A 12,006-nucleotide genomic window follows, 5' to 3' on the forward strand; every position below is an offset into this window, starting at 1 on the left:
AAACACCTAAAATCTAAAAATGCATTTCGTCGAAGTAATTTTACCCCTTTCTCTTGCCAAAACCTTTACCTATAGCGTTTCTGAAGCCGAATTTAATTATATCAAGAAAGGAATGCGTGTTGCGGTGCCTTTTGGTAAAAGTAAAATTTACACGGCGCTAGTTATTGAAATTCATCAAAATGAACCCACTTTATACGAAGCCAAAGAAATTCATCAAATTCTGGATGAAAAACCCATAGTTACTGAAATCCAAATTGCACATTGGCAATGGATTGCTTCTTATTATATGTGTGCTATTGGGGATGTGTATCGTGGCGCTATGCCAAGCGCACTTTTGCTGGAAAGCGAAACCATAATTTCTCAAAAGCAAGATTTATTTGTGGATGAAAGTCTGCTTTCGGATGATGAATACCTGGTTTATCAAGCCTTACAACAGCAAAGTTCGCTAAAAGTTCAAGACATTATAGCTATTTTAAACAAGAAAAATATATTTCCTGTTATTCAAAAATTGATTGACAAAAATATATTAGTGCTTGAGGAAGAAATTTCAGAAAGTTACAAACCAAAGTTAGTTCGTTACGTGCGTTTGCATTCTAAATATGATTCGAATGCAGGTTTGGGTGAATTGTTAGAAACTTTGAAAAGTGCTAATAAACAAAAGGAAATTGTCCTGAGTTATTTTCAATTGAGCGCTACCGAAAAAAAGCCTATAACCGTTAAAAAATTGGTTGAAGCTGCTAATTCCTCTTCGGCAATTATAAAAGCATTAATTGAAAAAGAAATATTTGAGGATTATTTTCTTCAGGAAGACCGAGTAAATTTTAATGGAAAAATAAGAGAAGATCAATTGCAATTAAGTCAAGCGCAGCAAACTGCTTTTGAAGAAATTAAAGATTGTTTTACTCAAAAAGAAGTCTGTTTGCTACATGGTGTAACTTCCAGTGGAAAAACTGAAATTTATATTAAACTTATCGAAGAATATCTGCAAACGGGAAAACAAGTATTGTATTTATTGCCCGAAATAGCTTTGACGACACAATTGGTGGGAAGATTGAGAACTTATTTTGGAAATAAAGTAGCGGTTTTTCATTCGAAATATAACAATAATGAACGTATCGAGGTTTGGAATCAAGTTTTGGCAAATTCTGAGAAAGCACAAGTAGTAATAGGAGCGCGATCCGCTTTGTTTTTGCCCTTTCATAATTTAGGATTTATAATTGTAGATGAGGAGCACGAGCAAACTTTCAAACAAGTAGATCCTGCGCCTCGTTATCATGCACGTGATGCTGCGGTGGTTTTGGCTCATTCGCATAAAGCAAAAGTTTTATTAGGTTCGGCTACACCAAGTATTGAAACATATTTTAATGCAAAATCAGAAAAATATGGTTTAGTCGAAATTTGGAAGCGATTTGGAAATGTAATGATGCCAAACATTGAATTGGTGGATTTAAAAGACAAATACTTTCGCAAAAAAATGACAGGGCATTTCAGTGATGTTTTAATTGAAGAAATCAATATCGCACTTTCATTAGGCGAACAAGTGATTTTATTTCAAAACAGAAGAGGGTATTCTCCTATTATAGAATGTATCACTTGTGGTAATGTTCCTCAATGTCAGCAATGCGATGTGAGTTTGACCTATCATAAACATAAAAACCAGTTGCGTTGCCATTATTGTGGGTATACAATGGCAAAACCTACGCATTGTCATTCGTGTTCCAGTGTTGATTTGACTACAAAAGGCTTTGGAACCGAACAAATAGAGCAAGAACTGATTTCTATTTTTCCAAATTCAAAAATAGGAAGAATGGATCAAGACACTACGCGGGGAAAATTTGGTTTTGAGAAAATTATCGATAGTTTCAAGAATAGAGAAATTGATATTTTAGTTGGAACGCAAATGCTTGCCAAAGGATTGGATTTTGACAATGTAAGTTTGGTAGGAATCATGAATGCGGATAATATGTTGTATCATCCTGATTTTAGGGCATTCGAAAGAAGTTTTCAAATGATGACTCAAGTTGCAGGTCGCGCGGGGCGTTCAGAGAAACAAGGGAAAGTTATTATTCAAACGTACAATCCCAATCACAATACAATACAACAGGTAACCAATAATGATTATCTGGGAATGTATAAGGAGCAATTGTATGACAGGCAAATCTATAAATATCCTCCTTATTTCAGAATCATAAAACTGACATTGAAACAACGCGATTTTGATAAACTAAAGGAAGGTGCCATGTGGTTGTATCAAGTTATGAGTCAGAATCTTGCTATGCCGGTATTAGGTCCTGAGGAGCCAGCTATAAATAGAATTAGAAATGAATACATACGAACGATTGTAATTAAAATTCCACAAAACACGTCAATAGTAAACACAAAAAAAACTATCCAAAAGATATTGAATAGTTTTGAGGCTGTTGCTCAATACAGAGCTATAAAAGTTACGCTAAACGTCGATTTTTATTAAAAGTAATTTTAGGCAAATGATAAGGCTTTAACTAAATCTTCTTTTTTGTTTCTACTCAAAGGTATTTTGGTAATTCCAATTTCTGCAAACTTGCTGTTGAAACGCTCTACTTTGTCTATATTTATAATATAGGACTTATGAACTCGGATGAATTTTTCTTTAGACAAATCATTTTCAAAAGATTTCATTGTAGAGAGCACTAAGTTGCTGTCTTCTTCAGTAACAACTCTAACATAGTCGCCAAAAGCTTCAATCCATTTAATTTTAGAAGTGAAGATTTTTAATTTTTTAAGATTACTCTTAATGAAAATATGTTCTCCTTCTTCTTCTTTATTTTCTTTTTTAAGAGAATATAAATCGATTGCTCTTCTTACTGATGCATTGAAACGATCTATTGCAATAGGTTTTTGCAGATAGTCGGTAGCATCATAATCAAATGCCTTCATGGCATACTCCGCTTTAGAAGTAATGAAGATTATTTGTGGTTTAATTTTTAAACCATCTAAAAAATCAAAACCGCTTATAACAGGCATTTCAATGTCTAGAAATATTAAGTCCACATTATGCACGGACATACAACTTCTAGCTTCAATTGCATTAGAAAAATCACCAATTAAATGCAGATTTGGGTGATTATTCACTAACTTTGCGATGATCATTCTTTGAATGGAACTATCATCAACTACTACACAATTAAGTTTCATAATTTTTGTATTTTAAGATTTGGAATAGTAAATTTAACAAAGATTTATTTTAAAAACTAATCTTTATCGGTTTTTTTTGCCATACAACGAATAAAGTGAAATTTTGATTGTTTATTTAAAATAATTAATTACTTTTGCACCCAAATTAACAAATAAATACATATTTATGAATCATTATGAAACTGTTTTCATTTTAAATCCCGTTTTATCTGAAGTTCAGGTAAAGGAAACAGTAAGCAAATTTGAAGATTTTCTTACTAGTAGAGGAGCAGAGATGGTATCGAAAGAAGACTGGGGTCTTAAAAAAATGGCTTACGAAATTCAAAACAAAAAAAGTGGTTTTTACCATTTATTCGAATTCAAAGTAGCAGGAGAAGTTCTTATTGCTTTTGAAACTGAATTTAGACGTGACGAAAGAGTAATGCGTTTCTTGACTGTAAGTTTAGATAAACATGCGATATCTTGGGCTGAAAGAAGAAGAACTAAATTAAAATCTACAAAAGCTTAATTATCATGGCAACATTACAACAATCGGCTTCAGGAAAAAAAGATGGAGATATCAGATATCTTACTCCTTTAAACATAGAAACAAACAAAACTAAAAAGTATTGTCGTTTCAAAAAATCAGGTATCAAATATATTGATTATAAAGATGCTGATTTCTTATTGAAATTTGTAAACGAACAAGGAAAAATTCTTCCACGTCGTTTAACAGGAACTTCATTAAAATACCAAAGAAAAGTGTCAGTTGCAGTTAAGAGAGCACGTCACTTAGCATTAATGCCATATGTGGCTGATTTATTAAAATAATTAAAAATTAACAGTTGTTGGTTTTCTGAAATATGAAACCTAACTTCTCAAATAAAGGACAACAACATGGAACTTATTTTAAGAAAAGATGTTCAAAATTTAGGATTTAAAGATGACGTAGTAAATGTGAAAAACGGATACGGTCGTAACTTTTTAATCCCACAAGGTCACGCACATTTAGCTACTTCTTCTGCAAAGAAAGTGTTAGCTGAAAACCTAAAACAAAGAGCTCACAAAGAAGAAAAAGTAGTAAACGATGCAAAAGCATTGGCCGAAGCTTTGAAAGCTATTGAAATTAAAATTTTCGCAAAAGCAGGTGGTGAAAAATTATTCGGTTCAATCACGAATATTGATATCGCTGAAGCATTAGCAAAAGGTGGTCAAGTAATTGACAGAAAATTTATTACTAGTGGAATCGTTAAACGTACAGGAAAATATGCTGCTAACGTTAGATTGCACAGAGAAGTAATTATTGAATTACCTTATGAAATTGTTGCTGAAAAATAACATTTAGTTAACAATTTGTTAATAAAATATAAAAATCACTCTTAGGAGTGATTTTTTTTTGGCTAATTTTGACCAAAATAACTAACACTCAAATAAATGAAAAAAATTATTACTTTATTGTTTTTTGTGTTTGGTCTTCATATAATGGTAGGCCAAACTACAACATCGAGTATTAAGGGAATAGTGAAAAGTCCTAGTAATGAGTTGCTTCCAGGTGCAACGGTACTTGCAATTCATACTCCTTCAGGAACTAAATATTCTGCATTATCGAATGCTGATGGAAGATTTAACATGTTGAACATGAGAATTGGCGGGCCATACAAAATTGTAGTTTCATTTGTAGGTTTTAAAAATCAAGAATTCAATGATGTCTACCTTGAATTAGGTAAAGCATTTGGTTTAGATATTATTTTGCAAGATGAAAGCCAAAAGTTAGAAGAAGTAAAAGTTGTTGGAACTAAAAATAAAGTTTTTCAAAGTGGAAGAACTGGTGCCGAAACCACTATAGGTAGAAGAGAATTAGCAGTATTGCCATCAATCTCTAGATCAGCTGAGGATTTTACACGTTTAGAGCCTTCTGCTAGTGGAGGATCTTTTGGAGGTAGAAATGATCAATATAATAATTATTCGTTGAATGGGGCTGTATTTAATAATCCTTTTGGATTAGATGCCGCGACTCCTGGCGGACAAACGAGTTCTCAACCAATTTCATTAGATGCTATTGATCAAATTCAGGTTGCCACTGCTCCTTATGATGTGACTTTATCAGGTTTTACGGGAGCTTCTGTAAATGCAGTAACTAAATCAGGTACAAATGAATTTCATGGTACTGCTTACTCTTTTTACAGAAACCAAGATTTAACGGGTAATAAAGTGCATGGAGAGAAAATATTTGTTCCTTCTTTAGAGCAAACACAAGCAGGTTTGAGTATTGGAGGTCCAATAGTTAAAAACAAATTATTTTTCTTTGCCAATTATGAAATTGACAAAAGAAGCGATTTAGGTTCAAATGTTGTAGCTAACGATGGAAATGGTACCACAGGTGTAAATGAATCCAGAGTTTTAGCTACTGATTTAATGCATGTGTCTACTGAATTAGGGAAGTTAGGTTACAATACTGGAGCTTATCAAGGATTTACACACAATTCAGATTCTAATAAAGGAATTATTAAATTTGACTGGAATATTAATGATAATCACAAATTAGCTTTTATTTATAATTTCTTGGATGCATCCAAAGATAAACCTGCGCATCCTACAGCGATTCTTAGAAGAGGACCTGATGTTAATACTATGCAGTTTCAAAACTCTGGATACCAAATAAACAATCAAATTAGCTCTTTCTTAGTGGAGTTGAACTCTAAATTTAGTGAGATGGTTACTAATAAACTACAAGCTGGTTATACCCATTTTAATGATTTTAGAAGACCATTTTCTGCTCCTGCACCAGTTATTAGTATAACTAAGGATGGTTCTCCATATATTATTGCTGGACATGAACCATTTTCAATCAACAATAAATTAGATCAAAAAGTAATTCAAATTACAGATAATTTGAATATTGTAAAAGGAAATCATACTTACACAGCAGGTTTCTCATTCGAAAAATTCATTTTCAAAAACTCATTCAATCTAAAAGGATATGGATTTGATGTTTTTGGAACTACAGATATGGCTGGTTTTGATGCTAATATTGCAAGTGGATATTATGCTTCTGCGATTGCAGCAGCTCAAACGACATTTGATACAAAAAACGCGCTTCAGGACGGAGCGAATGGCGGTTGGAATTTAGCTGAAACTACTGTCGGTCAATTAGCATTTTATGTTCAGGACGAATGGAATATCAATGATAATTTTAAATTAATATATGGATTAAGAGCTGATAAGCCATTGTATTTTAATACCTCAAAATTAATACAGAAATTTATTGATACGGATAATTCAGAAGGGTATGTTCCAACTATCAATTATTATAATCCAAAAGATGGTAGTACTGTAAACTTCGATTCTACAAAACTACCTGGAAATGCATTGTTATGGTCACCTAGAGTAGGTTTCAATTGGGATGTAAATGGAAATAAAGTAACACAATTGCGTGGTGGAACAGGTATTTTTACTGGAAAACTACCATTTGTATGGATTGGTAATCAAGTAGGTGGTACAGATCCATTTTTCTATGAAGTCGTTAATAATAATTTTAAATTCCCTCAAGTTTGGAGAACAAGTTTAGGTATCGACCATAAATTTGAAAATAATTATATTTTGACAGTTGATATGTCTTATAATAAAGATATCAATGCAGTTCATGTTCAGGATTGGGGATTAAAAACACCTACAAGTCAATTGAATGGTGTTGATAACAGACTAATTTATGGTTCTAATGATTATGGTACTTGGAATGAATATGGTTTTCCAGCAAGAGCGCATGCGTATGTGTTGACTAATTCAAAAAAAGGAAGTGCATTTAATACTTCTGTTAAAGTGCAAAAAACTTTTGATAATGGATTGTTTGCTAGTTTAGCCTACAATTATCTGAAATCGCAAGATGTGAATTCTATTGAAGCAGAAATTACTGGTGATGCATTTAATTTTAACCCAGCTTTAGGAAATGTTAATAATGATGTTCTTTCTAATTCTAAATATGGAGATACACACCGTTTTATTGGTGTAGCTTCAAAAAAATGGAAATATGGAAATGATAAGTGGGCAACTACAGTTTCTACTTTCTTTGAATATGCTCAAGGAGGTCGTTTCAATTATACTTACGGAGGCGATATTAATAATGATGGAGCGTCAGGAAATGATTTGATTTATATTCCGACTACAGCTGAAATCAGTACCATGATTTTCTCGGGTGCAGGTCAAGGTGCAGCATTTGATAATTTTATCAAACAAGATGATTATTTGAATGGAAGAAGAGGTCAGTACGCAGAACGTTACGGTGCTTTATCTCCATGGAGAGGAAAATGGGATCTTAAATTAATGCAAGATTATAATTTTAAAATTTCGTCAGCTTCTGAAAAGAAAAATACAATCCAATTTAGTGTTGATGTTTTGAATATAGGGAATTTATTGAACTCAGATTGGGGATTAATTCAGCAACCAATCAGTGTGCAACCAATAGGTGTATCTGTTAATGCTGCAAACATTCCTACTTATACATTCAATGGTACACAAACTAAAACCTTTAGTTATGATGCTAGTTTGGCTTCAAGATGGCAAGCACAATTTGGTATTAGATATATTTTCTAGAAAAGACAAAAAATGTATTAAATTTGCCCTCTCCTTTGAGAGGGCTTTTTTATGAGCTATTGAATCAAAATGAGAACAAAATATCAAAAGTTAAAATCAAAATACAATAATGAAATACTCAAGATTAACAAAGGAACAATTTGAAGAATTGACACCTGAATTCACTAATTTTTTAGCTACTCAGGCAATTGATAAAGCAGAGTGGGATAAAATTAAAATTGAAAAACCGGAAGTGGCAGAGCAAGAACTTGATGTTTTTTCTGATTTAATTTGGGAAGGCGTTCTAACAAAAGCAGAATATTTAGAACATTTTTCTAAAAATCATATTTTTCTTTTTCATTGTTTTGATACCTATGTTCAATCGATTGTTTTGAAATCATTGGTTCCAGAAACTGATTTTCTGACCAAAGAAGGATTGCAATGGCTTAGCGATAACATGTTTACCGATACGATTGAAATGAAAGTAGGAAAAAAAGAGTTTACCGATGAGCGGAATACCTCCATTTTTGCTTTAGTACAACAAGGTTCTTTTTTAAGTGATGGCCTTTTATACAAACAAATAAATACAATTATAGAGTCATAATTGTATTGCAGTTTCTTTTAATTTGGTTATTTTAGTACACTTTTTCAAAAACTAAAATAGCCAATTTTTATTTTCTATGGATATTCAAAATACAATTCAAACTTTAAGAGAGGAATTAAATCAGCACAATTATAATTATTACGTGTTGGATAAACCAATAATTTCTGATTATGAATTTGATTTAAAATTAAAGCAACTCCAAGATTTAGAAAATAAATATCCAGAATATTTTGATGAAAATTCCCCTACGCAACGAGTAGGTGGTACAATTACCAAAAATTTCCAGACTGTTCCTCACGAACACCGAATGTATTCTCTTGATAATTCCTATTCTAAAGAAGAATTAGTTGATTGGGAAAAACGGATTCAAAAAGTTCTCGGAGAAGTTCCATTAGAATATACTTGCGAATTAAAATATGATGGGGCATCAATCAGTATAACTTACGAAAACGGAAAATTAAAACGCGCAGTTACTCGTGGTGATGGTTTTCAAGGAGATGATGTTACTAATAATATTAAAACCATAAAATCAATTCCGCTTAAGCTAAAAGGAAATTTTCCTGATACATTTGATGTACGTGGTGAAATCATTTTACCTTTTGCCGGTTTCGAAAAAATGAATCAGGATTTAATAGAAATTGGTGAATTACCGTATTCAAATCCTAGAAACACAGCTTCGGGAAGTTTGAAATTACAGGACAGCGCCGAGGTTGCAAAAAGACCGTTGGATTGTTTGTTGTATTTTTTAATTGGAAATAATCTGCCTTTTAAAACACAATATGAAGGATTAGAAACGGCTAGGGAATGGGGATTTAAAGCGCCTAAAGAAGCAAAACTGGCTCATAATCTAGAAGAAGTTTTCGAATTTATAGATTATTGGGACACACATAGACATAATCTTCCGTATGAAACGGATGGTGTTGTAGTAAAAGTAAATTCTTTTAATTACCAGGATGAATTGGGCTTTACAGCCAAATCTCCGCGTTGGGCAATTGCCTATAAATTCAAATCAGAACAAGTTTCAACAAAATTAAATTCTATTTCTTATCAAGTAGGAAGAACTGGAGCAATTACACCAGTAGCTAATTTAGAGCCAGTGCAATTGGCAGGAACCATAGTAAAACGCGCTTCTTTACACAACGCTGATCAAATTGAGAAATTAGATATTCGTGTAGGAGATACTGTTTTTGTAGAAAAAGGAGGGGAAATAATCCCTAAAATTATTGCGGTTGATTTAAGTAAACGTCCAGATAATACAGAACCAACAAAATACATCACCCATTGTCCGGAATGCCATACAGAATTAGTGCGAAGCGAAGGTGAAGCAAATCATTATTGCCCTAATTTTTATGGTTGTCCTCCACAGATTATTGGAAGAATTCAGCATTTTATTTCAAGAAAAGCAATGGATATTGAAGGTCTTGGCGGAGAAACGGTAGCGTTGCTTTTTAATAATGGACTGGTTCATAATTATGCCGATTTATATGAATTGACGGTTGAACAAATTCTTCCTTTAGAAAGAATGGCTCAAAAATCTGCTGAAAATTTAGTGAAAGGTGTAGAAAATTCTAAAAACATTCCCTTCGAAAGCGTTTTGTTTGCTCTTGGAATCCGATTTGTCGGTGAAACGGTGGCTAAGAAATTAGCGAAGCATTATAAAAATATTGATGCATTAAGTCAGGCTACATTGATGGATTTGATTTTGGTGGATGAAATAGGGGACCGTATTGCGCAAAGTGTAATTGACTTTTTCGAAAACCAAGAAAATAGAATTATCATTGAAAGATTAAAAAAACATGGCGTACAATTTGAAATTGTTGAGAAAATAAACCCAAATGCCACGGAAAAACTTTCTGGAAAAACTTTTGTGGTTTCAGGCGTTTTTGAGAAATTTTCAAGAGATGATTTGAAAAAAGCCATTGAAGATAACGGAGGCAAAGTGGGAAGTTCTATTTCTGCGAAAACCGATTATGTTGTTGCGGGAGATAATATGGGGCCAGCTAAATTGGAAAAAGCCAATAAGCTAAATATCCTTATAATTTCTGAAGATGATTTTATGAAACTGATTAATGAAAGCTAGTACACCTTCACTCATACTTTATTTTTTAGCTTGTATATTGACTATTTTATTTGATTTGCTAGGTCAGGAATCATTGGTACTTTATGCAAAATCTATTGTTGTCCCCTCAATTTTTATTTATTATTTAACCACAAATAATTACAAAATTGATATAATTAAAGCGGGGATTTTTCTTTTTTCTTTTATTGGAGATGTTTTTATTTTGATGAACTATAATGATTCAGAAATCGGTTCTGTACTGAGTTTTTTGATTGTCTATGTGCTATTGATCTTTCATCTTTTTAAAGGCTTAAAAAAAACAAAGTTTGATAGAATAGCTATTTTATCATTGATAATTGTAATAATTACATTGGTTATTTTATCGACTACAATTTTGAGTTTACAATTTGAGAAAATGAAAACTGATTTTTCAATTATTGTAATTTATAGTATTGTATTAAGTACGTTGATTTGTATATCTGTTGTTAATTACATTGTAAAAGGTACTTTTGCTTTTCTAAATTTACTTCTAATGTCAGTTTTTTTTATGTTCTCTGATATTTTTTATGTTCTAAATGGATTTTATCTAAAGCTTTCCGTTTTTAGTCTAATCGAAATGGCAACTCAGGTATTTTCTTATTTTTTTATGGTAAATTACTTTATTGCAAATGACAAATCTGTCAATAAATTAAACAATAATTGATGTTCCTCTAGATGTATTCTGTTTGTTATTGTCCAAATAAAAATCAATTCGACCTAAATTAATTCCATAACAACCCACTTGGTTTACCAAAACTTCTTTACCCACAAGATTTTTTGCAATAGTTGGTTTATCAAGAAAAGTATGGGTGTGACCGCCTATTATTAAGTCAATATCTTGCGTCAGTTCCGCTAGTTTTAAATCACAAATTTTATTGGGCTCGTCTTTGTATTTATATCCTAAATGCGATAGACAAATCACTAAATCACATTGTTGTTCTTTTTTTAAAATTCGAACCATATCTTGTGCCGTCTCAACAGGATTGTTGTAAACAGTTTCTTTGTACATTGCTTTATCCACTAATCCGTCGAGTTCAACTCCAAGACCAAAAACCCCAACTTTGATTCCATTTTTATTGAATATCTTATACGGTTTTACAAAACCATCCATCACCGTGTTTTTAAAGTCGTAGTTTGCTGATAAGAATTCAAACTTAGCGTGAGGCATTTGTGCATACAAACCTTCAACGCCATTATCAAAATCATGATTCCCTATCGTGGAAGCATCATATTGCATCATGCTCATCAATTTAAATTCTAATTCTCCTCCATAATAATTGAAATACGGCGTTCCCTGAAAAATATCACCGGCATCAAGCAACAGCACATTTGGATTTTCTTTTCTGATTGATTCTATAAGAGACGCTCTTCGTACAACACCTCCCATATTTGGATTTTTGGGATGATCTGCCGGAAAAGGATCAATATAACTGTGAACATCATTTGTATGTAGAATCGTCAAGTGTTTCGTTTCCGAAGTTGTAAAGCTGGTCAAAGGCAATCCCAAACTCAATAAAGCGGTACTTGCAGCTGTTTTTTCGATAAAATCTCTTCTTTTCATTTTTGTTTTTTTTGAAGCTAT

At 32.3% G+C, this 12,006-nt stretch carries 10 protein-coding genes; 8 read left to right on the forward strand and 2 right to left on the reverse strand.

Going from position 1 to position 12,006, the window contains the following annotated elements; all coding sequences use genetic code 11:
* Positions 1-19 precede the first annotated feature (19 nt).
* Complete coding sequence (priA, locus tag OA85_RS14765; protein WP_039110582.1) at positions 20-2,470, forward strand: primosomal protein N'; 2,451 nt, start codon at positions 20-22, stop codon at positions 2,468-2,470.
* A gap of 8 nt (positions 2,471-2,478) precedes the next feature.
* Here priA and OA85_RS14770 read toward each other — a convergent pair whose 3' ends face one another.
* Entirely contained in the window at positions 2,479-3,174 is a 696-nt protein-coding gene (locus OA85_RS14770) for a LytTR family DNA-binding domain-containing protein (protein ID WP_039110583.1), read from the reverse strand.
* 166 nt (positions 3,175-3,340) lie between these two features.
* On the opposite strand from OA85_RS14770, the gene rpsF reads away from it, so the two are divergent.
* From rpsF to OA85_RS17780, 7 genes are all read left to right on the forward strand, one after another.
* Entirely contained in the window at positions 3,341-3,682 is a 342-nt protein-coding gene (gene rpsF / locus OA85_RS14775; protein ID WP_035671622.1) for a 30S ribosomal protein S6, read from the forward strand.
* A gap of 5 nt (positions 3,683-3,687) precedes the next feature.
* A complete protein-coding gene (gene rpsR / locus OA85_RS14780) occupies positions 3,688-3,984 on the forward strand; it encodes a 30S ribosomal protein S18 (protein WP_007138295.1) in 297 nt (98 codons plus the stop codon).
* A gap of 66 nt (positions 3,985-4,050) precedes the next feature.
* Complete coding sequence (rplI, locus tag OA85_RS14785; protein WP_039110588.1) at positions 4,051-4,491, forward strand: 50S ribosomal protein L9; 441 nt, start codon at positions 4,051-4,053, stop codon at positions 4,489-4,491.
* A gap of 96 nt (positions 4,492-4,587) precedes the next feature.
* A complete protein-coding gene (locus OA85_RS14790) occupies positions 4,588-7,743 on the forward strand; it encodes a carboxypeptidase regulatory-like domain-containing protein (protein ID WP_039110589.1) in 3,156 nt (1,051 codons plus the stop codon).
* A gap of 109 nt (positions 7,744-7,852) precedes the next feature.
* Positions 7,853-8,326: a DUF6495 family protein gene (locus tag OA85_RS14795; RefSeq protein WP_039110590.1), complete on the forward strand. Its 474-nt coding sequence runs from the start codon at positions 7,853-7,855 to the stop codon at positions 8,324-8,326.
* A gap of 76 nt (positions 8,327-8,402) precedes the next feature.
* The gene (gene ligA / locus OA85_RS14800) at positions 8,403-10,406 is read left to right on the forward strand and encodes an NAD-dependent DNA ligase LigA (protein ID WP_039110592.1); all 2,004 of its coding nucleotides are present in this window, start codon (positions 8,403-8,405) and stop codon (positions 10,404-10,406) included.
* The gene (locus OA85_RS17780; RefSeq protein ID WP_039110594.1) at positions 10,396-11,088 is read left to right on the forward strand and encodes a lysoplasmalogenase family protein; all 693 of its coding nucleotides are present in this window, start codon (positions 10,396-10,398) and stop codon (positions 11,086-11,088) included. Before ligA ends, OA85_RS17780 begins: the two co-directional genes overlap by 11 nt.
* Here OA85_RS17780 and OA85_RS14810 read toward each other — a convergent pair.
* A complete protein-coding gene (locus tag OA85_RS14810; RefSeq protein ID WP_039110599.1) occupies positions 11,074-11,985 on the reverse strand; it encodes a bifunctional UDP-sugar hydrolase/5'-nucleotidase in 912 nt (303 codons plus the stop codon). The genes OA85_RS17780 and OA85_RS14810 overlap by 15 nt on opposite strands.
* Positions 11,986-12,006: the final 21 nt, after the last annotated feature.

The organism is Flavobacterium sp. AED (genome assembly GCF_000812945.1).
Classification (GTDB): Bacteria; Bacteroidota; Bacteroidia; order Flavobacteriales; family Flavobacteriaceae; genus Flavobacterium.

Bases quoted from the DNA above. Each gene is read 5' to 3' on its own strand.
- priA (WP_039110582.1), top strand. From the start codon at position 20: ATGCATTTCGTCGAAGTAATTTTACCCCTTTCTCTTGCCAAAACCTTT.
- OA85_RS14770 (WP_039110583.1), bottom strand. From the start codon at position 3,174: ATGAAACTTAATTGTGTAGTAGTTGATGATAGTTCCATTCAAAGAATG.
- rpsF (WP_035671622.1), top strand. From the start codon at position 3,341: ATGAATCATTATGAAACTGTTTTCATTTTAAATCCCGTTTTATCTGAA.
- rpsR (WP_007138295.1), top strand. From the start codon at position 3,688: ATGGCAACATTACAACAATCGGCTTCAGGAAAAAAAGATGGAGATATC.
- rplI (WP_039110588.1), top strand. From the start codon at position 4,051: ATGGAACTTATTTTAAGAAAAGATGTTCAAAATTTAGGATTTAAAGAT.
- OA85_RS14790 (WP_039110589.1), top strand. From the start codon at position 4,588: ATGAAAAAAATTATTACTTTATTGTTTTTTGTGTTTGGTCTTCATATA.
- OA85_RS14795 (WP_039110590.1), top strand. From the start codon at position 7,853: ATGAAATACTCAAGATTAACAAAGGAACAATTTGAAGAATTGACACCT.
- ligA (WP_039110592.1), top strand. From the start codon at position 8,403: ATGGATATTCAAAATACAATTCAAACTTTAAGAGAGGAATTAAATCAG.
- OA85_RS17780 (WP_039110594.1), top strand. From the start codon at position 10,396: ATGAAAGCTAGTACACCTTCACTCATACTTTATTTTTTAGCTTGTATA.
- OA85_RS14810 (WP_039110599.1), bottom strand. From the start codon at position 11,985: ATGAAAAGAAGAGATTTTATCGAAAAAACAGCTGCAAGTACCGCTTTA.